Genomic DNA, 23,725 nt, shown 5'->3' with positions numbered 1-23,725 from the left:
AAAGTCCCTTAACAGTTCCGCCGCGACGCGTCGATGGTCAAGCGGGCATCGACCGACTTAAGTTTCCCTTAAGGGTTCCGGAACCGGGAGGGCGTCTTCGCCGACCCGGCCGGCCTGCCTGATCCCGCGGCCGGGCTGGGCCCCGCCGGTCAGCTGACGGGCACCGGGAGGCCGCTCTCCAGCAGACGCCCGGCCTCGGCGGCGGGCAGCGGCCGCGACAGGAAGTAGCCCTGGGCGAAGTCGCAGCCCATCTCGCGCAGGATGTCCAGTTGGCGGGCGTCCTCGATACCCTCCGCCACCGTCTGCATGCCGAACCGCTGGCCCAGCCGCACGATGGTGTTGACCAGCACCTCGTCCTCGCTCGCGCCGCCCAGCCGGTCCACGAACGAGCGGTCGATCTTGAGCACGTCCATCGGGAAGCGGCGCAGATACGCCAGCGACGAGTAGCCCGTCCCGAAGTCGTCCATCGCCAGCATCACGCCGAGCGCCTTCAGCCGTACGATCCGGGCCAGGTTCTCGTCGGTGTCGGTGAGCAGGACGCTCTCGGTCATCTCCAGGCAGAGGCGGTCGGCGGGCATGCCGGTCTCGCTGAGCACCTCGGCCACCGTGGCGGCCAGGTCCTCGTCGTCGAACTGGCGCACCGACACGTTGACCGCCATCTTCAGCGGGCGGTCCCACGCGACCGCCTGGCGGCAGGCCTCGGCCAGCACCCACCGGCCGAGCGGCACGATCAGCCCGGTCGACTCGGCCACGCCGATGAAGTCGAGCGGCGGCACCATGCCACGGGCCGGGTGCATCCAGCGCACCAGCGCCTCGAACCCGACGATCTCGCCGGTCCGCAGGTCGACGGTCGGCTGGTAGTGCAGCACCAGCTCGTCGCGCTGCAACGCGAGCCGCAGGTCGGCGGCCAGCTCCAGCCGGTGCACCAGGTCGTCGTGCATGCGCGGGTCGTACGTCGCGTAGACGCCCCCGCCGGCGTCCTTCGCCCGGTACATCGCCAGGTCCGCGTTGCGCTGCAACTGCTCGATGTCCCCGGCGTCGGCGGCGGTCGCCACCCCGATGCCGGCGCCGACCTGCACGTCACGGCCGTCCACCGGGAAGGGCTGGTCGAGCATCGCCAGGATGTGCGCGGCGATCCTCTCGGCCTCCGACCGCGCGTCGTCGGCCTCGACGATGACCGCGAACTCGTCGCCGCCGAGCCGGGCCACCATGTGCGGCTCGCCCACACCGTCGCGCAGCCGCCCGGCGACCTGGACCAGCAGATGGTCGCCGGCGATGTGGCCGAGGCTGTCGTTGACCTCCTTGAACCCGTCCAGGTCCAGGAACAGGATCGCCACCTTCTCGCCGCACTCCCGGCGCTCGACCGCGCCGGCCAGCCGTTCGCGGAAGAGCGATCGGTTCGCCAGCCCGGTCAGCGAGTCGTGGTACGCCTCATGGCGCAGTTGTTCCTGCAGGTCGCGGGCGTCGCTCACGTCGCGGGTGTTGAACACCAGGCCGCGTACGTGGGGATCGTCCATGAGGTTGGTGATGGTCATCTCGGCCAGCCGGGGCCGGCCGTCGGCGTGCGCGAGCGTGATCTCGAAGACGGTGGTCGCGCCGGGCCGGTCCAGCACCTCGTCGATGCCGGCCTGGATCCGCTCGCCACTGCCGGCCACGTCGACGGCCTTGCGGCCGACGACGTCCGACGCGGCGTAGCCGAAGATGCGTTTGACGGATTCGCTCTGGTACCGGATCGTCGAGTCCGCCTCGACGATCGCCAGGCAGTCGCTGCTCTGCTCGACCAGCGCGCGGAAACGCTGCTCGCGCGCCTGCAACTCGGCGGTGCGCTCGGCGACCCGGTCCTCCAGGCGACGTGCCAGGCGGCGGTTCTCCAGGAGCAGCAGCACCTGACGGATCGCCACCATGAAGATCAGGACGAATCGGGACCAGATACCGAAGCCGCTGGGCGCGCCCGTCGCCGCGAGCCAGACGACACCCATGACGAAGGTGAGCAGGACCAGCGCGTACGGGAGAAGGATCGCGAGCGTCCGGGTCTCGGACTCGACGACGCGTCGCCGGCCGCCCGGCGGCAGCGGCTCGCGAAGGGCGAAGATCGTGCCGCCCAGGATCAGCGCGAAGCCCGCCAGGCTCCCGGCGGCCGTCCCGGACGGGTGATGCCCCTCCGCCATCATGCGCTGCGCGACCGAGTCGGCGATCGCGACGACGAGCAGGCCGAGGCCGAAGAGCAGGATCGTGCGCCGCGAGCGCAGGTGGCGGTTCCAATACCCCAGCACGGTGAGCCCGGCCGTGGCGAGCAGGACGTCGGCGATCGGGTAGGTCAGCGTGCCGCCCGCGGCCAGCACCGGGGCGATCACCGGACCCCAGCCGATCGTGAGCAGGGTGCTCGCGACGAGGACCGCGTCGAAGAGGGCGCGCACCCGGCTGATCCGGGACGACGCGGGGCCGGGCATGAGGCAGACCGCCGCGGCGGCGAGCACCACCATGCCGAGATGACCCGCTCCCGGCGGGCCGTCCGGACCGGCCGGCCCGGCGAGCGCTCCGCTGATCAGGGCGAGGGCGAGCGCCACCCAGGACGCCCGGTTGCGGCCGCGGCGCCGCCAGGCCTGGACCAGGCAGGCGATGGCCGCGGCGAGCGCTGTCCCGGTGGCGGCGAGGGCGAAGAAAGCGGCGAGCGTCATCCTGCCTTCCTCCCCGAGCGAAACCACACCCCGTCGCTCAGCAGAATCGGGCGTGCGGCGCCCCATCTGAGGAAAATCAGACGGGGCGCCGGTGATCGCCCGGCATCACGCCGTCGACGGGTCAGCCCAGCTTCACCTGGAAGATCGGGTCGGCCGCGAGCTTCTTGAACGCCGACAGCGCGGTCGCGGTGCTGTCGATGCTGATGTCCCGGTCGCCCTGGTCGTCCTTCTTCGTGTCGAAGTACACGATCGCCTTGATCGCCGGCCGCTTCAGGAGCTCGGCCTTGACGCTGTCGTAGACCGGCGCCTTGTCCGCGATCTTGCCGACCCGGTGGTAGGCACCCCACTCGGCGACCATGATCGGCTTGCTCGCGTGCTTGGTCGTCGCCCACTCGTAGAAGCCGAGGCCGCCACCGGTCGGGGCACGGTCCAGCAGGTCCGCGAACTTGCCGAAGTGGTAGTAGCCCTTCTCCGCCGACACGTACGAGTCCAGACCCATCCAGTCGACGACGTCGTCGCCCGGGTACAGGTCCTTCCACCAGCTCTGGGCCATCCACTTCTCGTTGCCCATGTACGCCATCACGTTGATCACGTTGGTCACGCCCTTGGCACGCAGACGCTGGATCGTGTGCCGGTACATCGCCGCGAAGTCCTTGGCCTCCCAGCCCGACCCGGCGCGCGCGACCACATCGTTCTCCGGCTCGTGGTTCAGGACCAGGAAGAACTTCTTGCCGTACGCCTTGGCACGCTCGGCGAACGTGTCGATGCGCTTGTCCTGCTCGCCCTTGGCAACCTTGGCCCAGGTCGACCCGTAGGCGATCTTCCAGTTGGTGAGCAGCACCCGCGGGTGCGCGGCGTCGCCGGTCATGGCGATCTCCGGCTTGGTCGGGAAGACCTCGTCGCCCTTGTGGTAGGTGTGGAAGATGCTCGCGGTGCGGCCGCTGAGCTTCTCCCAGTCCTTGAGGGCCTGGTCGCGCGGCGCGTCGGTGAAGCCACCGGCGGCGGCGCCCCAGAGGACCCCACAGGTCGGCACGAGGTTCGCACCCGTCACGCAGTTCCCGCCGTTGGCGGCCTGGGCGGGGGCGGGCTTGGTGGCGGGGGTGGCCGCCGGGGCCGGCGTGGTCGCCGCGGGCTTCGAGGCCGCCGGCGGCGACGTGTCGCCCTCGGTGGTGACCTCCAGGTCCGGGGCGGCCGTCTTCGACTCCGAGGAGCCGACGCGCACCGGGGCACCGGTCGAGGTCAGCGCGAACGAGTACGTCCCCGGGCCGGTGATCGCGGAGCCCAGGTCGAAGGTCAGCTCGCCCGCCGCGGTGCCGAGAACGGCACCCAGCGCGGGGGCCTTGGCCGAGGTCAGCGCGGACTCGGTCCAGCCGTTGTCGGCGACCTTGCGCAGGGTGAGCTTGCCGGTCGAGGCGGCCAGCGGGGTCAGGCTCAGGCGGGCGCCGGCGACCTTGGTGCCGGCCGGGACCACGAACTTCAGGAAGGCGGTCTTCACGTCGTTGCCGAGCACGCCCGCGACGAGCTTGTCCTCGGTGCCGAAGGTCGTCGACGTGCGCGCGCTCGAGGCGTACGTGTCCTCGGTCGCGTTGAGGGTGAGCGAGCCACCGGCGGCGTAGGCCGGGCCGGAAACGATGGCGCTCGCCCCCGCGAGCGCTGCGGTCAGGACGGAGCTGTAGCCGAGCAGCTTCGAGCGACGCAAAATCTGATCTCCCCCGCGTTGTCCGGCCGCCGTTCGGCCGGGCATGCGAAAGAGATTGCTGGTCCGATGGTGCACGCCCAGTGAGCGCACGGGTGCCACCCGGTTGCCTGTTTCCGGGCGCGGAAAGGTCGGAGCGGACGCCTAGTTGCGCACGCGCACACTTTCCGGGTAGCCAGTGACCATGATGCCGATCATCGACGGACACAACGACCTGCCCATGCAGTTGCGGGCCCGCTTCGCCTCCCGGGTCGACGGCCTGGACGAGACGCGCCCCGGACTGCACACCGACATCCCGCGGCTGCGGGCGGGCGGCGTCGGCGGCCAGTTCTGGTCGGTCTTCGTCCCCGCCGACCTGGGCGAGCCGGAGTCGGTGGTGGCGACCATGGAGCAGATCGACGCCGTCTACCGGATGGTCGCGGCGCACCCCGGCGACCTCGCTATCGCCTACAGCGCGGACGACGTCGAGCGGGCCATCGCCGCGGGACGGATCGCCTCGCTGATCGGCATCGAGGGCGGCCACAGCCTGGCGAACTCGCTGGGCGTGCTGCGGGCGTTCGCGCGCCTCGGCGTGCGCTATGTGACCCTCACGCACAACGAGAACACGTCCTGGGCCGACTGCGCCGTGCGGGAGCCCACGGTGGGCGGCCTCAACGACGACGGCCGCGCGATCGTGCGCGAGATGCAGCGCATCGGCGTGCTGGTCGATCTGTCTCATGTGGCACCCGCGACGATGCATGCCGCGCTGGACACGGCTTTCGCTCCGGTCATCTTCAGTCACTCCAGTGTGCGTGCGTTGACCGACCATCCGCGCAACGTGCCCGACGACGTGCTGACCCGCCTGCGCGGCAACGGCGGCGTGATCCAGCTGACCTTCGTCGAGCCGTTCATCTCGGCGGCCGTGCTGGACTGGAACCGGGCCGCGCAGGCCGAGTGGCAGCGCCTCGGGCTCCGGCCGCTGCCCGAGCAGCCGTGGCAGCGGGCGCCGCGCCCGGCCGAGGACCCGGTGGCCGCACCGGACGTCGAGGGGGCGCCGGACCCGATGCACGCGCCGGCGTTCCGCGCGTGGCTCGCGGCGCACCCGCGCCCGTCCACGTCGGCGGCGGAGGTCGCCGACCATGTGGACCATGCGCGTGACGTGGCCGGGATCGATCATGTGGGCCTGGGCGGCGATTACGACGGCACGGTCGAGATGCCGACCGGCATGACGGACGTGAGCGGTTATCCGCGGCTGATGGCGGAACTGTCGGCACGGGGCTGGTCATCGGGGGACCTCGACAAACTGGCGGGCGGCAATATCCTTCGTGTGCTGCGTGAGTCGGAGCGGGCGGCCCAGGAACCCCTGTGGCCGTCGGTGCCGGCTCGCTGAGAAAAGGTACGGCTCAGGGCCGTCGCGCCGATACCGACCAAAGTCGATGAAATGAATGGACCAAAGTTTGCGGCCATCGACTCATGGCCGACGCGCGCGGCCACCCGGCCCCGGCACGCTGAACGGCATGATTGCGGTCGAACATCTCAGCAAGAGATACGGACGGCACCCGGCCGTCGACGACGTGTCGTTCACGTGCGAGCCCGGCACGGTGACCGGCTTCCTCGGCCCGAACGGGGCCGGCAAGTCCACCACCATGCGCATGATCTGCGGACTCACCCGGCCCACCGCGGGCCACGCCACGATCAGCGGCGTCCCCTACCAGCGCCTGGGCAATCCGGGCCGGCACGTCGGCGTGCTGCTCGACGCCTCGGCCCAGCATGCCGGGCGCACCGGCCGCGAGGTGCTCAGTGTCGCGGCGCTGACCATGGGCGTGGACCGCAGCGAGGCGGGCCGCGCGCTCGGCCGGGTGGGCCTCAACGCGGCCGCCGCCAAGCGCCGCGTCCGGGCCTATTCGCTGGGCATGCGCCAGCGGCTCGGGCTGGCGCACGCGCTGCTCGGCGACCCGTCGGTGCTGATCCTCGACGAGCCGGCGAACGGCCTCGACCCGGAGGGCATCTTCTGGATGCGCGGGCTGCTGCGCGACTTCGCCGACAAGGGCGGCACGGTGCTGCTCTCCTCGCATCTGCTGCGCGAGGTGGAGGCGGTCGCCGACCGCCTGGTGGTGATCGGCGCGGGCCGGGTCGTCGCGCAGGGCGACAAGGACGAGCTGCTGGCCACCTCCGGCACGCTGGTGCGCGCGCTCGATCCGGAGGCGCTCGACGCGGCGCTGCGGCGGGCCGGCCTGGCCGGGACGAGGGCGACCGACGGGGGCGTCATCGTGCAGGCGGGCGCGGAATCGGTGGGCCGGGCCGCCGCCGCGGCCGGCGTCGTGCTGCTGGAGCTGCGTCCGGCCGGCTCCGGCGGCCTCGAGCAGATGTTCCTGTCCCTGACCGCCGGCGAGTCCGTGCAGGAGGCCGTCCGATGACCGCCGTCGCGACCGCCGGCGTGCGGCAGCTCAGTGGGCCGGTCAAGCCCGTCCCGATGACCCGGCTCACGGTCGTCGAGCTGCGCAAACTCGGCGACACCCGGGCCGGGCTCTGGCTGCTGATCGTGATCGGCCTGGCCACCGCCGGCACGTCCGCGGTGATTCTCGGCTGGGCTCCCGGCAACGAGCAGACCTTCTCGAACTTTTTCGAGTTCGGGCTGGTGCCGGGCTTCTTCCTGCTGCCCGTGCTGGGCATCCTCTCGATGACCAGCGAATGGTCGCAGCGCACCGCGGTCACCACGTTTGCCCTGGTCCCGGCGCGCGGCCGGGTGTTCGTCGCCAAGATCCTCGCCGGCTGCCTGGTCGCGCTCGCGTCGGTGCTGGCCACGGCGGCCCTCAGCGCGGCGGCCAACCTGCTCGGCATGGCGCTCGGCGGCGACGGCGGCTGGCGGGCCGACGGCAGCCTCCTCTGGCAGGGGCTCCTGGGGCAGGTGATCTTCGTGTTGATGGGCATGGGGTTCGGTGCCCTCCTGCTGAATTCTCCGCTGGCCATCGTCACGTACGCGGCGCTGCCCACGCTCTGGTCGGTGCTCGGCGAGACGATCACGGCGCTGAAGACGGCGGCCGGGTGGCTGGATCTCAACGCGACCGGGAACCAGCTCACCGAGCCGTCGATGACCTCGGGTGAGTACGCACGTCTGGGCGTCTCCGCGGCGGTCTGGGTGCTGCTGCCGCTGCTGGCCGGGGCGTGGCGTACGACGCGACGGGAGGTGTCTTAGTTTCGGCGGGCCGGGCGGGGGTACGGTGCGGCATGCCCATCGGTCCACAGCCGCCCGGCCGCCGCGGAACCGTCGGCGAGCCCTACAGCCCGCTGAACCTGCGGCTGATCCTGGCCGCGTTCGGTTTCGTGGTGTGCACGGTGCTGGGGATCTGGTTGTTCACCATCGACCAGATCCTTCCCGGGTGGCTGCTGCTCGCGTGGGCGGCCATCGCGGTCGTCGACATGATCGTGGTGCAGATGCGGCGGCGAGCGCGGCGCCGCAGTGAGGGCGACGGAAAGGACCATTCGCTTTTCGAATGACTCGCGGCATGCTCCCGGGCCGGGGGCCGAGCCGTCGCGTACGGGGAATGTGGCTTGTGCCTCGCCTGTCCGGCGTCTCTCACGCTGAGCCCACCGGTTCGTGCCAGGATGAGGACGAGAGTCCGGGTTCGATCGAGAGACAAGGCCAATGAGCGAACACGTTTCCGACAGTGCCGAATGGCAGGCCCTTCAAGCGCACGCGGAGAAGTTCTCGGCCGTGCACCTGCGCGACCTCTTCGGCAGCGACCCGGGGCGCGGCGAGCGCCTCACCACGAAGGTCGCCGACCTGACGGTCGACTACAGCAAGAATCTGGTCACCGACGAGGTGATGAGCGCGCTGATCGCGCTGGCCGAACGCGCCAGGCTGCGGGAGCGTACGGCGGCCATGTTCGCCGGTGAGCACATCAACGTGACCGAGGACCGCGCGGTGCTGCACACCGCCCTGCGCCTGCCGCGCGACGCCCAGCTCGTCGTCGACGGGCAGAACGTGGTCGCCGACGTGCACGAGGTGCTCGACCGGATGGGCCAGTTCAGCGACCGGGTGCGCTCCGGCGACTGGAAGGGTCACACCGGCCAGCGCATCAAGACCGTGGTGAACATCGGCATCGGCGGTTCCGACCTGGGGCCGGTCATGGCGTACGAGGCGCTGAAGGCCTTCAAGTCGGACGACATCGAGTGCCGTTTCATCTCGAACATCGACCCCACCGACCTGCACGACAAGACGCACGACCTGGACCCGGCGACCACGCTGTTCGTGATCGTGTCCAAGACGTTCGGCACGCAGGAGACGCTGACCAACGCGACCGAGGCCCGCAACTGGCTGCTCGCCGGCCTCGGCAACGAGCAGGCCGCCGTCGCCAAGCACTTCGTCGCGGTCAGCACGAACGCCCAGCGGGTCAGCGACTTCGGTATCGACACCGCCAACATGTTCGGCTTCTGGGACTGGGTCGGCGGGCGTTACTCGTTGCCCTCCGCGGTCGGCCTGTCCGTCATGATCGCGATCGGCAAGGAGCAGTTCGCCGACATGCTCGCCGGCTACCACGCCGTCGACGAGCACTTCCGCAGCCAGCCGGTGGAGAGCAACGTCCCGGCGCTGCTCGGCCTGATCAACGTCTGGTACGACACGTTCCTCGGCGCGCAGTCGCACGCCATCCTGCCGTATTCACAATATCTGCACCGTTTCCCGGCCTACCTGCAGCAGCTCACCATGGAGAGCAACGGCAAGTCGGTGCGCCTGGACGGCAGCCCGGTCACGTACCAGACCGGCGAGGTCTACTGGGGTGAGCCCGGCACCAACGGCCAGCACGCCTTCTACCAGCTCATCCACCAGGGCACGAAGACGATCCCGGCGGACTTCATCGGGTTCGGCCAGCCCAACCACGACATCGACGGCATGCACGACCTGTTCATGTCGAACTTCTTCGCGCAGACCGGGGCGCTCGCCTTCGGCCGCACGCTGGAGCAGGTCGAGGCCGAGGGCACGTCGGCGAGCGTGGCGCCGCACCGCGTCATGCAGGGCAACCACCCGACCACGACGATCATCGCGCCGAAGCTGACGCCGTCGGTGCTGGGCCAGCTCATCGCCCTGTACGAGCACATCACGTTCACCGAGGGCACCATCTGGGAGATCAACTCCTTCGACCAGTGGGGTGTCGAGCTCGGCAAGGTGATGGCGAACCAGCTGGCGCCGAAACTGACCGCGTCGTCGGATCCGGCCGCCGACGGGGACTCCTCGACGAACAACCTGATCAAGCTGTACCGGTCGCTTCGCCGCGGCTGAAAATGTGTCGTACCCCGGGCCTAGGGTCTGTCCATGGATGCGAGGACGGCCCTGGGCCTGCGGATGACAAGCCTGCTGCTGCGCCGCAGCGAAAGCGGAAGCGGCGGCCCGTCGACCGTCGCGGGCGTCGTCGAGTGGTTCGGCGCGATGCAGGCGCAGGATGTGAACAGCGCGCTCTGGTCGCTCGGCTGCCGATTACCGGGGTCGTCACTCGACGACGTCAACGCGGCGCTGGAGAAACGGACCGTGCTACGCACGTGGCCGATGCGCGGGACGGTCCACTTCGTCCCCGCCGCCGACGCGCACTGGATGCTCGATCTGATGGGCGTGCGCACCCTCGCCGGGGCCGCCAAGCGCCGCGAGACGCTGGGCCTCGACGAGAAGACGGTCGAGCGCGCCGTCGAGATCCTCGGCTCCGCCCTCGCCGGCGGCGGACGGATGACGCGAGCCGAGTGCCTGGCCACCCTCACCGACGGCGGCGTCGAGGTCACCGGCCAGCGCGGTTACCACCTGCTGTGGTATGCGTCGCAGCGTGCCGTGACGGCGATAGCGCCGCACGTCGGCAAAGACCAGACGTTCGTGCTGCTCGACGACTGGGTCCCGGCGCCGAATCGTCCGTCGCGCGAGGAGGCGCTGGGCATCATGGCGCTGCGCTTCTTCCGAAGTCACGGCCCGGCCACCCGCAAGGACTTCGCCGGCTGGACGGGCCTGCCGATGACCGACTGCAAGGCCGGCATCGCCGAGGCGGGCGACACGCTGACCCCGGTCGACGTCGACGGGGTCGAGATGATCATGGCGGCCGACGCGGAGCCGAGCGTTTTCCGGGGCTGGCGCGCGCTTCCCGGCTTCGACGAATACATGCTGGGCTACAAGGACCGCTCGCTGATGGCCACTCCCGAGCAGCTCGCCGCGATCATCCCGGGCGGCAACGGCGTCTTCCAGTCGACCATCGTGCGCGACGGTCGCGTGATGGCCACCTGGAAGCGGACGCTGACCCGCAAGGGCGTGACGGTCACCGTGCTGCCGCTGGCCGAGTTCGATCTCGCATTCGCCGAAAAGGCCCTGAAACCGTTCGCCGCCTATCTGGGAGTGCCGCTCACTGTTAACAACCCTTGATATTTATGAACGTGAGTTTCATGATGTGGGTGCCGCACATCACGTTCGTGTCGAGGGGGTAGGCCATGAGAGTCCGACGTCGATTGTTTGCGCTGGTCGCGGGGGCGGTGCTGGCGCTCGGCTCGGCGGTGGCGTTCGCGCCCGCGGGCGTGGCAGCGGTCGCCTGTGCCGCGGTCACCTGGACCGAGGGCCCCACGTATACCGTCGGGCAGCAGGTCACCTACCAAGGTCACAACTACCAGGCGCTGGTGACGCACACGGCGTGGGCCGGGGCCGGCTGGACGCCGTCGAGCACGCCGACGCTGTGGCGCGACCTCGGCGCGTGCACCGGGGGCGGCGGCACGACAACACCCCCGACGACACCACCGACCACGCCACCCACGACACCACCGACCACGCCACCCACGACACCGCCGACCACTCCACCCACGACACCGCCGACGAGCCCGCCCGGCGGCACCACCTGCGCCGTCAAGTCGCGGCCCACGGGCAAGGTGCTGCAGGGCTACTGGGAGAACTGGGACGGCTCCTCCAACGGCGTGCACCCCGGCCTCGGCTGGATCCCGATCAACGACAGCCGGATGGCCCAGCACGGCTACAACGTGCTGATGGCAGCGTTCCCGGTGATCCGCTCGGACGGGACGGTCCTCTGGGAGAACGGCATGGACGCCGGGGTGAAGGTGTCCACACCCGCCGAGATGTGCGCGGCCAAGGCGTCCGGCGCCACCATCCTGATGTCGATCGGCGGGGCCGCGGCCGGGATCGACCTGAGCTCCAGCGCGGTCGCCGACAAGTTCGTCAGCACGATCGTGCCGATCCTGAAGCAGTACAACTTCGACGGCATCGACATCGACATCGAGACCGGGCTGACCGGCAGCGGCAGCATCGGCACGCTGTCCACGTCGCAGGCCAACCTCATCCGGATCATCGACGGGGTGCTCGCGCGGATGCCGTCGAACTTCGGCCTGACCATGGCGCCCGAGACGGCGTACGTGACGGGTGGCAGTGTCACCTACGGGTCGATCTGGGGCTCGTACCTGCCGATCATCAAGAAGTACCTGGACAACGGCCGGCTGTGGTGGCTGAACATGCAGTACTACAACGGCAGCATGTACGGCTGCTCGGGTGACTCGTATTCGGCCGGGACCGTGCAGGGCTTCACCGTCCAGACGCAGTGCCTCAACAACGGGCTGACGATCCAGGGCACCACGATCCGGATCCCGTACGACAAGCAGGTCCCGGGTCTGCCGGCCCAGTCCGGCGCGGGCGGCGGCTACATGACCCCGTCGCTGGTGACCCAGGCGTACAACAGCGTCAGCTCGATCAAGGGCCTGATGACCTGGTCGATCAACTGGGACGGCTCGAAGGGCTGGACGTTCGGCGACAACGTGAAACGCCTGCAGGGCCGCTGACCGAAAGCGGGGCCGCTCGCCAAGGGGCGGCCCCGCCGCCTTAAAAGGGGCGGCCCCAACCGGGGCGCCCCTAATCGCCGAGGATGTCGCGGACCAGCGCGGTCACGTCCTCCGCGCAGCCCCACGACAGGCTCACCCCGGCGCCGCTGTGGCCGTAGTTGTGCACGATGTGCCGCCCGCCGCCCAGATCCTCGTGCTCGAGGCGCACCTCGGGCCGCGACGGCCGGATCCCCGTACGGTGGCCGAGGATCTCCGCGTCCGCCAGCTCCGGGAAGATCTCGCTGCACCGGGCCACGATCGCCGCTGCCACGTCCGCGACCGGCACCGGCTCGGCCTCGCCCTTCTCCGCGCTGCCGCCGAGCAGCAGCACCTCGCCCTGCGGCAGCAGGTACGTCATCTCGCCCAGCTCGTCGGTGTGCTCGGCGAAGAACTCCTGCAGACCGGGGTTGCGCACGGCCACCAGCTGCCCCCGGATCGGCTGCACCTCCGGATCGGGCACCAGGTCGCGCGCGCCCACCCCGCTGCAGTTCACCACCACGTCGGCGTCGGCCAGCGCCTCGCCCAGCGACTGCAGCTGCGAGCCGAACAACAGCTCGCCCCCGGCCGCCAGCAACCGGTCGGACAGCGTGCGCAGGTAGGGCGGCATGTCGATGATGGGCGCCGTGTAGTGCCAGCCGCTCGCGAACCCGGCCGGAAGGTCGTCCGGGCCGCACTCGCGGAAGCCGGGCAGCACGGACGCCCAGGAGGGGGAGGGGATCGGCGTGCGGGACGCCTCGACGCCGTCGACCATCCGCACCCCGGGCAGCCCGGCCAGGGCCAGCGCCTCGAACACCTGATAGCTGCGGGCGGCCCAGAACTCGACCCGCGGATGCTTGGCGTAGATCGGGTCCCAGATCGCCCCGGCCGCCGCCGAGCTGGTCTCGGCCGGCTCCTTGAGGGCCCGGATCCGCACCCGCAGATCGCTTTCGGCGAGACGCACGCCGGTGGTCAGGCCGGAGACACCGGCGCCGACGACGAGCACATCGGGTCGGTGGGAGGTCATCTTTCGACGCTAACGGTGATCGATGGGGGATCGCCCGGCGGAAGGTAAATATACGACCGGTGCGGACTTGGGCGCATGGAGGTTGTCGTCCGCGTCCGAAGGATGCTACGGACACTCACCGACCACAAGCGATCACCGACGGTTGCAATCCTCCGTCCTTTGCGTTCCAATCGACAGGCTGGCGGGAACGCGCCGCTGGGGCGTTACGGTCAACGCGGACCAGCACTGCGGTGCGTCCGCCCCAGGTTCCCCGCCTCGTCGAGGATAGGGGGCCCGACGTGCTCGTCGTGGGTGAGGTGGACACCGGTCTTTTACGGGGGCGGGACCTGGCGTCCGGCGATGATGGACGACGCCTCGTCGATCTCGTCGCCGGTGAACGGGTGCTGGTCTCCACCCGGCCGCGAGCATACGTGCGATCGCCACAACGACCGGTCGGTGTGGACTGTGAGCTCGACGGCCTGCGCCGGCACACCCGGGGCATCGGCACCGTGATGCAGCGCGCCGCGATCGTCGACGGCGCGGTGGTGCAGGGCTCGGCGTACGCGACGGTGGTGCGCGCCGACGGCAGCTCGCGACGCCCGTGGTCGCATTACCTGAGCCGGCCGGGTGTCGTCGAGACGATCGGCAAGGTCAACCCGGACACGCTGGCCGACTCGCTGGCCAACCCGGACCGCAAGCCGGACACGCTCGATCTCGGCGCGGTCGCCCGGCGGATCACCGGCGAGGTCCAGGCGTCCGCGCGCGGCGGCGGCACCGACACGTTACGGGCGGCCCGTTCCCAGCTGCGGTGGGTCGCCCGGATCGACGACCGGGTCGAGCTCGCGCAGGTGCGGTTCACGCTGCACGACCGGCGGTTGCGTCTGTTGCGCCTGACCACCTCGTACGCCATCGCCCCGCGCCTCGCCGCGGTCTGCGAGGATGTCGCGTTGCACGACTGGCTGGTGTCCACGCTCATCGAGAACGTCCGCAAGGCCTCGATCGGCATCGCGTCGCGGGCCGAGACGCTGGACCGCCTGCGGCCCGCGATCGACCACATCCTGCATCTGTGGATGCCGGCGACCGGCGGCGACGAGCTCGGCGAGAAGCTGTGGGCGGTGCTGGAACGGCACGCCGGGTTCAGCCGCCAGTGGGAGGCGCTGTCGCACCGCATCCGCGACCAGCTCTCCGTCGGCCTGGCCACGGCCGCCCTGTCCACGGCGATGCCGCGGTGAACGCCGAACCGCTGCGGACGCCCGCCAACGGCTCCAGCGTGATCCGCACCGTGCTGCTCACCGTCGTCAGCGGCGGCCTGACCTACCTGGTCACCAACGCGCTCAACCAGGAGCCGGTGATGTCGATAATGCTGTCGATCCTGATCGGCGGCATCATTCTCATGGTCCGCTTCCTGCGCGACTTCGAGAACCGGCTGGCCGCCGTGGAGCGGCTCGAGCGCGACTCCACCGATGAGATGCACAAGCTGGTCGGCGACGCCCTGCACGACGTCAACCAGCTGGTCGGTGGCGCGTTCAAGGAGATGAGCGAGGCGACCGAGCTGTTCGGGCTGGTCGAGGCGTCGGCGTTGCAGACGGATCTGGTCACCCAGTTCGTGCGCAACTCCACCCAGATCCAGGCGACGTCGCCGCCGATCGTCTACAACTTCGCGCAGTCCCGGATCAAGGAGATGTCCGACTTCCTCAAGCAGCTCGGCGAGGCCGGCACGGTCACCTACTACGGCGAGGACCGGGACTGGCTGCTCGGCCTCACCCGCACCGCCACCGTCAGCGTGGACGCGATCAGCATGGCCGCCGTCGACCACGACCTGTGGACGAGCGAGATCGGCCAGCGATACCTGGACGCCCAGCGCCGGGCCGCGAACGCCGGGCGCCGCGTCCGGCGGATCTTCGTGCTGGACTCGCCCGACATGGAGTACGACCTGGACCTGCGGCGCGCGTACGAGGAACAGCAGAAGATGGGCATCACCGTACGCCTGCTCGACCGCACCTCGGTGCCGCCGCCGCTGCAGGTCCAGGTGCGCGACCTGATCCTGTTCGACCAGATCCTGGTGTACGAGACCGTCCCGACCATCGGCGACCTGAAATCCACCCAGGTCGCCGAGACCCGCCTGGTCCTCACCGAGAGCCGGGTCCTGGAGTGCTGGCAGCTCTACGAGGAGCTGTGGGACGTCTCCCGCGAGCTGCGCACGGCGGTGCCGGAGAGTCAGACGAAGGCGTAACCGACCCGATCGACCGTCTCCCGGGCGAACGCGACACCCTCGTTCCCGGCCCGGGCCGCGATGTCGTCGAGCACGAGCGGGTCGATCGCGACCTGCGTGAGGATCGTGCGCACGGCGAGCTCGACCGGCAGGAACCGGCCGTCCAGCGGGGAGAACGTGCGGTACGCCCGCATCGGCGCCGCGGACGGGCTGAGCTGCACGATCGGGGGCATCGCGTCCCAGTCCGACGGCATCTCGCCGACCGTGGCCGGCTCGGCGATCGGGTCACCCTGGTGGCGCAGCAGGCCGAGCCGCTGCAGCTGCCAGACCGCGGCCAGGAACGGGCAGGACCACAGCCGGCCCTCCGGTCCGTCGCTCCACAGCTCGATGTCCACGAAGATCGAGTGGTGCCGGACCGCACTCTGCCGCGGCGGCCGCCACTGACTGCGCGCCTCCATGGCGGCGGCGGTGGTCACCGGGGTGCGCTCGCCGTTGGACAGCCACCCGGTCACGCTGGTCGGCGGCCGCCGGCCGGTGCTGCCCTCCGGCGGCTCCTCGGCCAGGTGCTGCTGCACCAGCGTGGCCAGGTCGATCCCGTCGGCGCGCGCGCAGCCCGACTCCCGTGCCACGTAGTCGATGGTCAGGCCCGCCTCGGCGGCCGCGCTCACCAGCGACGCCACCACCTCGCGCGGGGTGGAGAACTTGGTGAAGTAGTCGTCGATGAGAAAGCACGTGCTGACCCGGGGACGCCGCCCCGCGGGCAGCTCGGCGGCGACCTCCCGGCGCACGGCCTCGGCCCAGGGCGCGACCTTGCGGAAGTGCTCGCGCAGCCGGGCCTCGCCGAGGTCGAAATCCTCCACGTAGAGGTGGCCCAGCTCCAGCGAGAGGTGCGACAACGCCACCGAGCGCACCCCCGGCAGTGCGCTCTCCTCGGTGAAGACGTCGGTCACAGCCCCTCCCAGGAGCTCTCGTCCACGATCTTCTTGGCCAGCTCCTCGAACGCGTTCACGGTCCGCTCGTTGGCCGTGCGGTGCAGCCACACGTCGTCGTTGGAGATCAGTTGCTCCTGCCACTGCAGGACCGGGTCGAGGGGCACCTCACCCAGCAGGTAGGCGCGGCCGACCTTGGACCGGCTGGCCAGCTCCTGCAGCCGCCGGTTGCAGACGTCGAGCCAGGCGAGCTGTTCGGGGCGCAGGCCGGCCTGCTCGGGCGCGGACGGGTCGAGCACCGCGGTGCGCACGAACCGGATCCGGTCCTGCATCAGCACCGGGTCGTGACCCTTGCGCGCGGCCGTGTCCAGGATGCCCTGCGGGCCGCGCACCAGGTTGCTCGCCGCGATGATGTGCTGCCTGGTCCAGCGGTGGAAGACCACCCAGCGCGCGATCACGCTGGCCGGCAGGCTCGCGGTGGCCTCCAGCACGATCTCCGCGGCGTACGAGCGGCCGGCGCTGAGGTCGACCAGCACCAGGTCGTACTCTTCGTCGGCGCGCAGCAGCAGCTCGGCGCAGCGGCGCACGATGTCGGCGGAGGAGGCGAACTCGCCCCGGCCGCGGTCGCCCGGCATCAGGCTGAGCTGACCCGCGCCGCCGGGCCGCACCCGCAACGCCTCGCGCTGCGACGTGCCCCAGATCGCGATCTCGACCGGCTCGGCGCCCTCGATCAGGAAGCTGTGCAGGCCGCCCCGGTCGACGCCGGCCTGCACCTCGGGCAGGTCGAAGATGGCGCCCGAGGTCGGCGAGCCGAAGTCGAAGTCCAGATAGCACGCGTCCTTGCCCTGCAGCGCGTACCGGTACGCCAGGTTGCTGCTGGTCACCGAACGGCCGGTGCCGCCCTTGTCGGACGTCGCGAAGATGATCATGTCAGGTGACTCCGCTGTCGGCGCGGCGAGCCGCGGAGAGCCGGTCGAGCCGTCGCAGGACCTCCTCGACCAGGGCCACCGCCACGCCCGGCCGCTCCCGGCGCACGGTGCGGGCCCGGCCCAGCTCGGTGCCGATCCGCTCCAGCTCCACGCGCAGCCGTTCGCCGCGGGTCGTGGTGCCGTTGAGCAGCTCCCGGTCGTACAGGTGGTCGGCCTCGTTGAGCAGATCGGCGGCGATCCGGCCGAGCAGGTCGCTGGCCGGTGGCGTCTCGCTGGTCACCTGCGCGGCGGTGACCAGGCAGTCGACCACCCGCTTGGTGTAGTACCAGGACACCTCGTGGAAGTCGTCGGCCAGATACTCGAACGCTCCGGACGGGCGGTCCCACAGGCCGCGGTCGTCGTCGACCAGGATCATCCGCTCGCGCAGGTGCTCCCAGATCGTGTCGGAGAGCTCGAGCAGGCGGCTGCGCGCGGCGCCGTCCGAGACCATCCGGGCGAGGTTGAGCGTGCGCTTGCAGAGCAGCGGCGAGATGTCGCCGACCGTCCACGCCAGCGTCGGCCCGCCCACGTCCTCGCTGCCCTCGAGCGGGAAATGCAGGCCCGGGTGGTGGACGTCGACGGCGGCCTCGGGTTCGGTGGAGCGACGGGTGATCCGGCTGCGGTTCGCCAACTCCTCCAGCACGCCGCCGACCCGGCGCAGGTCCGAGGTGGAGGCCCGGACGGACTGCATGTTCTGCATGACCATGCCGGCGATCAGCAGGCTGAAGTAGTCGAACTCGATGCCGTCGGTGGCCCGCCACGGGAGGTCCTCCAGCGGCCAGCGCCCGGAGCCGAACGTGCCGATCGTGGCCCAGTAGGACCGGGTCAGCTCGAAGCGCAGCTGCAACGACTGCGCCAGACGCGACTGTTCGGAGTCGAGCAGGCCGAGCAGCCGGGTGCGTTCCGAGGACAGCGCCTGGATCGCGTCCAGCGCCACGGTCGTGAAGTACAGATAGGGGGCGTTCTGCGCGGTGCCCGGTTTCTGCACGCCGACCTCGGCGCTCGTCTCGACCTCGGGCGCGTCCCGCACGATGCCCCAGGACCAGCCGCACTCGAACAGCCGGTTCGGGTTGTCCAGCTCGCTGCCCTCGGCGGCGCCGGAACCGATCTGGACGTCGTCGCGGAGTCTGGCGTTGATCTCCAGCAGCGCCTCCCGGACCTCCTCCACCACCTGGTGGGCGGGCCGGCGTTCCTGGTTGACGGTGCGGATGAGCTCGCGGCCGTACTTGCTGTCCGCATTGAACACGTTGACCGCGAAGCTGCGCAGCAGCCCGAGCATGGCCGCGGTCAGCCGCCGGTTGGCCTTGCGTTCCAGCGCGTCGACCTGCTCGACCAGCGTGGCCCGGGTGACCACCTGCCGGAAGATTTTCGTGAAGCCCACGATCGCCAGCATCAACGTGATCGAGATCGAGAAGGAGTCGACGACGTCCAGGTCGCGCTGCGCCTGTTTGATCTCCTCACCCTCGACATCGGACCGGAAGTAGCTGCCGCCGGAGAACATCGGGGTGCCGTCCGGCGCCGTGTACCGGTCGATGTAGGCGCTCAGGGCCCGCATCAGGCGCTGCGGGATCTGCAGGTTGTCGCCGAGGTCGCTGAGCTTTTCCAGCACGTCGTTCGCGACCGCGTCCGGGCGGTCCAGCCGGAACAGCAGGATCTCGGTGGCCGGGGCCATGATGCAGAGCAGTTGTTCGGCGTCGCTGATCGAGTTGCTGCCGTCTCGTCCGCCGGGGAGCCAGGCACCGTCGCGATAGGACACCCGCGCGGTCGCCTGCCAGATGTCGAGGAGTTGCTGGCGCGGCTGGATCTGCATCGGTGGTCCGTCACCTACCCGTCCGTGGGCTGTGCTACCTCTTCCATCCCGTGGCCACGATCATCCCGCAGTAACCGTCGCGGAGGTCGTTACTGTCCACCGTCTCAATTTGCTCGATGCGAGCCACCGGGGCAAGGCTTGCTTCGACATCCTTTTGGTCGACCGAGCACGCGGGGAAGTATTGATCGGCCACCAGGTAGCCCGCGGAGTTGCACATGAAGGCGGCGGCGAAGGGCGCGCCGGACACCAGCGAGCCGACGAAGCTGCGGGTCGCACGCTGGAACTCGTCGGTGCGTGAGGTGATCGACTCGGCCACGAAGAACATCGTGCCGAGCCCGTACTGGCCGGGCGCGAGGTTGAAGACGTTGCCCTTCACGATCTGGGCCAGCCCGGCGAGCGTGTCGATCGGCTTGCCGATTCTCTCGTACGCGTCGCGGCCCCGCGAGATCGCCGCCCAGAACTCCCGTTCCCACGAAACCTGCGGCTGTTTCAAGGAGTGGGACAACCACTCCCGATTGGAGAACGCGCGCTCGAAAAGGGTGATCTCCGAGGCGTACGGGAGCATGGTCAGTGCGGGGTAGAGGTTGGTGCCGCTGCCGACGTCGATCGCCCGGGCCAGCTGCTGCGAGCGACCGTATCGGCGGTCCGCGCGCTGGAAGAAGTCGGCGACGAGGGTGATGATCTGCTTGTCGTCCGCGCGCAGGTGGCCGTAGTTGTGGCTGTAGTAGGCGTCGGAGTCGAACGAGTCCCATGGGGCGTCAGCGTTCCGGTCGGCGACAAGTTTCGTCGCCGTGCCGGTGGTATCGCCTTTGGCCACGGACTCCTCCTGCTTCACGAGCTGACACGTGCATCAACGAGACGGCGAGTTGGACCGTTGCACATTAGGACATCGTCCCCCGAATGGCGATCAGCCACACGCTGGATTGCCCGAATTCTCCGACGGCGGTATTAGAGTACGTGCCCAGGGTGCGCGTCACCCGCAACCCATTTCGCCCCGACGAGTGATTGACTGTTCCGCATGTCGATCTGGGAACCCGAACTGGCCGGCCGCGTGGACCACGAGACCATCGACTCGCGACTACTGCGGGACAACCCCCTGGGCGATCCCCACGTACGCCCGTTGTGGATCTACACCCCGCCCGGTTACGACGCGTCCGGCGACCGGCGGTACCCGGTGATCTACGTGATCCAGGGATATACGGGGCACGTCGCGATGTGGGCCAACCGCACCGCGTACCGCCGCACCCCCTTGGAGACCGCCGACGCCGTCTTCGCCGGGGAGCAGGCCCCGCCCTGCATCATCGTCTACGTCGACGCCTGGACGTCGTACGGCGGCTCGCAGTTCGTCGACTCGCCCGGCACCGGGAAGTACCACTCCTACCTCTGTGACGAGGTCGTCCCGTGGGTCGACGCCCACTACCGCACGATCGCCGCCCGCGACTCGCGCGCGATCGCCGGCAAGTCGTCCGGCGGGTTCGGCGCGATGATCACGCCGATGCTGCGGCCCGACCTGTTCGGCGCGCTGGCCACGCACGCCGGCGACACCCTGTACGAGTACTGCTACCTGACCGAGTTCAGCAAGGCGGCCCGGGCGCTGCGCGACTTCGACCACGACGTGCAGAAGTGGTGGGCCGACTTCCGGTCGCGGACCGCGTTCACCAACAAGCACGACACCACGCTGCTGATCACGCTCGGTGTCGCGGCCTGCTTCTCCGCCGACCCGGACGGCACGCCGCGGCTGCCCTTCGACCCGCGCACCGGGCAGCTCATTCCCGAGCTCTGGGACCGCTGGCTGGCCTGGGACCCGGTGCGGATGGTCGATCGATACCGGGACGCGCTACTTTCACAGCGCGCGATCTGGATCGACGCCGGCACCCACGACGAGTGGTTCCTCGATCTCGGTGCCGACGCGTTCCGGCAGGGCCTCGAGCGCGTCGGGGTGCCGCCCGAGAAGATCCACTTCGAGTTGTTCGACGCGGGGCACGGCGCGATCGACTACCGGTACCCGCTGGCGATCAAGTGGCTCGCCGAGCGACTGAGTGTGACCGCCGCCGCAGCCTAAGTCCTACAATTTTGAAATACTCGGCCGATACCACGTGTTGTTGCGGGCAGAGTCAGTCAGGCCGAGAGTCTCAGGAGCGGGTCATGCAGTTCGGAATCTTCAGCGTCAGTGACATCACCACGGACCCGACGAACGGGACCACGCCCACCGAGGCAGAACGCATCAAGAACATCATCGCGATCGCCAAGAAGGCGGACGAGGTCGGCCTGGACGTGTTCGCGCTGGGTGAGCACCACAACCCGCCGTTCTTCTCGTCCTCGCCGACCACCACGCTCGCCTTCATCGCCGCGCAGACGAAGAAGATCTTGCTGAGCACCGCAACCACTCTGATCACCACGAACGACCCGGTGAAGATCGCCGAGGACTTCGCGATGCTGCAGCACGTCGCGGACGGCCGCGTCGACCTGATGCTGGGCCGCGGCAACACCGGCCCGGTCTACCCCTGGTTCGGCCAGGACATCCGCGCCGGCATCCCGCTGGCGATCGAGCACTACGCGCTGCTGCACCAGCTGTGGCGCGAGGACGTCGTCGACTGGGAGGGCAAGTTCCGCACCCCGCTGCAGTCGTTCACCTCGACGCCGCGCCCGCTCGACGACGTCCCGCCGTTCGTCTGGCACGGCTCGATCCGCAGCCCCGAGATCGCCGAGCAGGCCGCCTACTACGGTGACGGCTTCTTCGCGAACCACATCTTCTGGCCGGCGTCGCACACCCAGCGCATGGTCGGGCTGTACCGGGAGCGGTTCGCGCACTACGGCCACGGTGACGCGGACCAGGCGTACGTGGGCCTCGGTGGGCAGATCTTCATGCGCAAGAACAGCCAGGACGCCGTCAAGGAGTTCCGGCCGTACTTCGACAACGCCCCGGTCTACGGCCACGGCCCGACGCTGGAGGACTTCACCCGCGAGACCCCGCTGACCGTCGGCAGCCCGCAGCAGGTCATCGACCGTACGCTGGGCTTCCGCGACTACGTCGGCGACTACCAGCGCCAGCTGTTCCTGATCGACCACGCGGGCCTGCCGCTGAAGACGGTCCTGGAGCAGCTCGACATCCTCGGCGAGGAGGTCGTGCCGGTGCTGCGCAAGGAGTTCGAGTCGCTCAAGCCGGCGCACGTCCCGGACGCACCCACCCACGCCTCGCTGCTGGCCGCGAAGAAGGAGACCCAGAAGGCATGAAACAGCGCAAACTGGTCGTCGTCTCCGCCGGCCTGAGCCAGCCGTCGTCGACCCGTCTGCTCGCGGACCAGCTCTACACGGCGACGGTCCAGGCGGCGGCCGAGCACGGCATCGAACTCGACGTGCAGGTGATCGAGCTGCGTGATCTCGCGCACGACATCGTGAACCACATGCTCACCGGCTTCCCGCCGGGCGCGCTCAAGGACGCTCTGGACGCCGTCGAGGCGGCGGACGGCCTGATCGCGGTGAGCCCGATCTTCACGGCGAGTTACAGCGGCCTGTTCAAGTCGTTCTTCGACGTGGTCGACAAGGACGCGCTGGCCGACAAGCCGGTGCTGATCGGCGCCACCGCGGGCACCGCCCGGCACTCGCTGACCACCGATCACGCCCTGCGGCCGCTGTTCACCTACCTGCGTGCGGTGGTCGTCCCCACGGCGGTCTTCGCCGCGACAGACGACTTCGGCGCCGACGCCACGCTCAGCACCCGCGTCAAGCGTGGCGCCGAGGAGCTGGTCCGCGAGATCGACCGCCGCGAGCCGGTCTCGGTGCCGGACCCTTTCGCCCTCACCGCGAGCTTTGAGGACCTTTTGCATTAACCGGTACGAGCGTCGGCGGCGTCCCCGGCTCTGGAGAGCGATCTGAGCGTCCCCTCCAGGCCGTTGGGCGCCGCCGGGCGTTGCCGCACCCCTGCGCCTCCTCTTTGTGATCTTGACCTGTGGTTGACGGCACCTGTGAGAAAGGCATGAGCAGGGCCTGATTCGACGTTTTTCGGGGTACAAAAAGAGGCGACGAGGAGGTCGACGACCATGGGCGAGATCGTGCTCATTCGGCACGGGCAGACGGAATGGAGTGCGACGGGCAGGCACACGTCGTACACCGATCTGGATCTGACGGTCGAGGGCGAGCAGCAGGCACTCGAAGCCGGCAAGCGACTGGCCGGCCGGCAGTTCGCGGCGGTCATCGCCAGCCCGCGCAAGCGGGCGCTACGCACCGCCGAACTGGCCGGGCTCACCGTGACCGAGACCACCGAAGACCTCGCCGAGTGGAACTACGGCGAATACGAGGGCATCACCACCGCCACGATCCACGAGACCGACCCGGCCTGGTGGCTGTTCAGCGACGGCGCGCCCGGCGGCGAGATGCCCGACGAGGTCGGCGAACGGATCGACAGGGTGCTGACCCGGGCCCGTTCCCTGCTGTACGAGGGCGACGTGGCGCTGGTCGGGCACGGGCATTCGCTGCGCGTGGTCGGCGCACGCTGGGTGGGCCAGCCCGCGGGCTTCGCCGGCCGCCTCAAGCTGGGCACGGCGACGCTGTCGACGCTCGGCTTCGAACACGGGCGCGGCGCGATAGACGCCTGGAACGCATAGAGCTGATCTAGGACTGAACCGC

At 69.9% G+C, this 23,725-nt stretch carries 20 protein-coding genes; 13 read left to right on the top strand and 7 right to left on the bottom strand.

The window, feature by feature from the left end:
- Positions 1–149: 149 nt before the first annotated feature.
- Positions 150–2,678, bottom strand: coding sequence for a bifunctional diguanylate cyclase/phosphodiesterase (locus HH310_RS10080; protein ID WP_248293861.1), 2,529 nt, complete (start codon positions 2,676–2,678; stop codon positions 150–152).
- A gap of 121 nt (positions 2,679–2,799) precedes the next feature.
- Positions 2,800–4,377, bottom strand: coding sequence for a DNRLRE domain-containing protein (locus HH310_RS10075; RefSeq protein ID WP_248293860.1), 1,578 nt, complete (start codon positions 4,375–4,377; stop codon positions 2,800–2,802).
- Positions 4,378–4,558: 181 nt separating this feature from the next.
- Between HH310_RS10075 and HH310_RS10070 the strand changes: the two genes are divergently transcribed.
- The 7 genes from HH310_RS10070 (at position 4,559) to HH310_RS10040 (ending at position 12,159) form a co-directional block, all read left to right on the top strand.
- On the top strand, positions 4,559–5,743 hold the full coding sequence (locus HH310_RS10070; RefSeq protein ID WP_169175189.1) for a dipeptidase: 1,185 nt from the start codon (positions 4,559–4,561) through the stop codon (positions 5,741–5,743).
- Between the two features lie 127 nt (positions 5,744–5,870).
- Positions 5,871–6,770 (top strand): ABC transporter ATP-binding protein, encoded by a 900-nt coding sequence (locus HH310_RS10065; protein WP_169175188.1) that lies wholly within the window; start codon positions 5,871–5,873, stop codon positions 6,768–6,770.
- Complete coding sequence (locus HH310_RS10060; protein ID WP_169175187.1) at positions 6,767–7,549, top strand: ABC transporter permease; 783 nt, start codon at positions 6,767–6,769, stop codon at positions 7,547–7,549. The genes HH310_RS10065 and HH310_RS10060 overlap by 4 nt, the downstream gene beginning before the upstream one ends.
- A gap of 32 nt (positions 7,550–7,581) precedes the next feature.
- On the top strand, positions 7,582–7,851 hold the full coding sequence (locus tag HH310_RS10055) for a hypothetical protein (protein ID WP_169175186.1): 270 nt from the start codon (positions 7,582–7,584) through the stop codon (positions 7,849–7,851).
- A gap of 148 nt (positions 7,852–7,999) precedes the next feature.
- Positions 8,000–9,631 (top strand): glucose-6-phosphate isomerase, encoded by a 1,632-nt coding sequence (pgi, locus tag HH310_RS10050; RefSeq protein WP_169175185.1) that lies wholly within the window; start codon positions 8,000–8,002, stop codon positions 9,629–9,631.
- Positions 9,632–9,664: 33 nt separating this feature from the next.
- Positions 9,665–10,747, top strand: coding sequence for a winged helix DNA-binding domain-containing protein (locus tag HH310_RS10045; protein WP_169175184.1), 1,083 nt, complete (start codon positions 9,665–9,667; stop codon positions 10,745–10,747).
- 65 nt (positions 10,748–10,812) lie between these two features.
- On the top strand, positions 10,813–12,159 hold the full coding sequence (locus HH310_RS10040; RefSeq protein ID WP_169175183.1) for a carbohydrate-binding protein: 1,347 nt from the start codon (positions 10,813–10,815) through the stop codon (positions 12,157–12,159).
- A gap of 70 nt (positions 12,160–12,229) precedes the next feature.
- Here the strand turns inward: HH310_RS10040 and HH310_RS10035 are convergent, their stop codons facing one another.
- Positions 12,230–13,201 carry an FAD-dependent oxidoreductase gene (locus HH310_RS10035; RefSeq protein WP_169175182.1) on the bottom strand — a complete coding sequence of 324 codons (972 nt, stop codon included), beginning with the start codon at positions 13,199–13,201 and terminating at the stop codon, positions 12,230–12,232.
- 278 nt (positions 13,202–13,479) lie between these two features.
- Between HH310_RS10035 and HH310_RS10030 the strand changes: the two genes are divergently transcribed.
- Positions 13,480–14,412, top strand: a complete 933-nt coding sequence (locus HH310_RS10030) for an SCO2521 family protein (protein WP_169175181.1) — start codon at positions 13,480–13,482, stop codon at positions 14,410–14,412.
- Entirely contained in the window at positions 14,409–15,413 is a 1,005-nt protein-coding gene (locus tag HH310_RS10025; RefSeq protein WP_169175180.1) for a DUF6879 family protein, read from the top strand. The genes HH310_RS10030 and HH310_RS10025 overlap by 4 nt, the downstream gene beginning before the upstream one ends.
- Here the strand turns inward: HH310_RS10025 and HH310_RS10020 are convergent.
- From HH310_RS10020 to HH310_RS10005, 4 genes are read right to left on the bottom strand one after another with little or no spacing between them, the layout of a single operon-like run.
- Entirely contained in the window at positions 15,398–16,342 is a 945-nt protein-coding gene (locus tag HH310_RS10020) for an SCO2522 family protein (protein WP_169175179.1), read from the bottom strand. The two genes, HH310_RS10025 and HH310_RS10020, sit on opposite strands and share 16 nt — an antisense overlap.
- The gene (locus HH310_RS10015) at positions 16,339–17,250 is read right to left on the bottom strand and encodes an SCO2523 family variant P-loop protein (RefSeq protein WP_169175178.1); all 912 of its coding nucleotides are present in this window, start codon (positions 17,248–17,250) and stop codon (positions 16,339–16,341) included. Before HH310_RS10015 ends, HH310_RS10020 begins: the two co-directional genes overlap by 4 nt.
- A 1-nt stretch (position 17,251) precedes the next feature.
- A complete protein-coding gene (locus tag HH310_RS10010; RefSeq protein ID WP_169175177.1) occupies positions 17,252–19,099 on the bottom strand; it encodes an SCO2524 family protein in 1,848 nt (615 codons plus the stop codon).
- A gap of 34 nt (positions 19,100–19,133) precedes the next feature.
- On the bottom strand, positions 19,134–19,916 hold the full coding sequence (locus HH310_RS10005; protein WP_169175176.1) for an SCO2525 family SAM-dependent methyltransferase: 783 nt from the start codon (positions 19,914–19,916) through the stop codon (positions 19,134–19,136).
- A gap of 201 nt (positions 19,917–20,117) precedes the next feature.
- Between HH310_RS10005 and HH310_RS10000 the strand changes: the two genes are divergently transcribed.
- From HH310_RS10000 to HH310_RS09985, 4 genes are all read left to right on the top strand, one after another.
- Positions 20,118–21,161 carry an alpha/beta hydrolase family protein gene (locus HH310_RS10000; RefSeq protein WP_169175175.1) on the top strand — a complete coding sequence of 348 codons (1,044 nt, stop codon included), beginning with the start codon at positions 20,118–20,120 and terminating at the stop codon, positions 21,159–21,161.
- Positions 21,162–21,244: 83 nt separating this feature from the next.
- Positions 21,245–22,333 carry an LLM class flavin-dependent oxidoreductase gene (locus HH310_RS09995; RefSeq protein ID WP_169175174.1) on the top strand — a complete coding sequence of 363 codons (1,089 nt, stop codon included), beginning with the start codon at positions 21,245–21,247 and terminating at the stop codon, positions 22,331–22,333.
- Positions 22,330–22,929, top strand: a complete 600-nt coding sequence (locus HH310_RS09990) for an FMN reductase (protein ID WP_169175173.1) — start codon at positions 22,330–22,332, stop codon at positions 22,927–22,929. Before HH310_RS09995 ends, HH310_RS09990 begins: the two co-directional genes overlap by 4 nt.
- 210 nt (positions 22,930–23,139) lie before the next feature.
- On the top strand, positions 23,140–23,703 hold the full coding sequence (locus tag HH310_RS09985) for a histidine phosphatase family protein (RefSeq protein WP_169175172.1): 564 nt from the start codon (positions 23,140–23,142) through the stop codon (positions 23,701–23,703).
- The last annotated feature ends 22 nt before the right edge of the window (positions 23,704–23,725 follow it).

The sequence above is a fragment of the Actinoplanes sp. TBRC 11911 genome, assembly GCF_012933445.1.
Lineage (GTDB): Bacteria > Actinomycetota > Actinomycetes > Mycobacteriales > Micromonosporaceae > Actinoplanes.
This window is presented reverse-complemented; position numbering and strand designations above follow the sequence as displayed.

Excerpts from the sequence above, each read along its gene's own strand:
- HH310_RS10070 (WP_169175189.1), top strand. The coding sequence starts at position 4,559 with ATGATGCCGATCATCGACGGACACAACGACCTGCCCATGCAGTTGCGG.
- HH310_RS10055 (WP_169175186.1), top strand. The coding sequence starts at position 7,582 with ATGCCCATCGGTCCACAGCCGCCCGGCCGCCGCGGAACCGTCGGCGAG.
- HH310_RS10065 (WP_169175188.1), top strand. The coding sequence starts at position 5,871 with ATGATTGCGGTCGAACATCTCAGCAAGAGATACGGACGGCACCCGGCC.
- HH310_RS09990 (WP_169175173.1), top strand. The coding sequence starts at position 22,330 with ATGAAACAGCGCAAACTGGTCGTCGTCTCCGCCGGCCTGAGCCAGCCG.
- HH310_RS10045 (WP_169175184.1), top strand. The coding sequence starts at position 9,665 with ATGGATGCGAGGACGGCCCTGGGCCTGCGGATGACAAGCCTGCTGCTG.
- HH310_RS10015 (WP_169175178.1), bottom strand. The coding sequence starts at position 17,250 with ATGATCATCTTCGCGACGTCCGACAAGGGCGGCACCGGCCGTTCGGTG.
- HH310_RS10010 (WP_169175177.1), bottom strand. The coding sequence starts at position 19,099 with ATGCAGATCCAGCCGCGCCAGCAACTCCTCGACATCTGGCAGGCGACC.
- HH310_RS10000 (WP_169175175.1), top strand. The coding sequence starts at position 20,118 with ATGTCGATCTGGGAACCCGAACTGGCCGGCCGCGTGGACCACGAGACC.
- HH310_RS10040 (WP_169175183.1), top strand. The coding sequence starts at position 10,813 with ATGAGAGTCCGACGTCGATTGTTTGCGCTGGTCGCGGGGGCGGTGCTG.
- HH310_RS09995 (WP_169175174.1), top strand. The coding sequence starts at position 21,245 with ATGCAGTTCGGAATCTTCAGCGTCAGTGACATCACCACGGACCCGACG.
- HH310_RS10060 (WP_169175187.1), top strand. The coding sequence starts at position 6,767 with ATGACCGCCGTCGCGACCGCCGGCGTGCGGCAGCTCAGTGGGCCGGTC.
- HH310_RS10035 (WP_169175182.1), bottom strand. The coding sequence starts at position 13,201 with ATGACCTCCCACCGACCCGATGTGCTCGTCGTCGGCGCCGGTGTCTCC.
- HH310_RS10080 (WP_248293861.1), bottom strand. The coding sequence starts at position 2,678 with ATGACGCTCGCCGCTTTCTTCGCCCTCGCCGCCACCGGGACAGCGCTC.
- HH310_RS09985 (WP_169175172.1), top strand. The coding sequence starts at position 23,140 with ATGGGCGAGATCGTGCTCATTCGGCACGGGCAGACGGAATGGAGTGCG.
- pgi (WP_169175185.1), top strand. The coding sequence starts at position 8,000 with ATGAGCGAACACGTTTCCGACAGTGCCGAATGGCAGGCCCTTCAAGCG.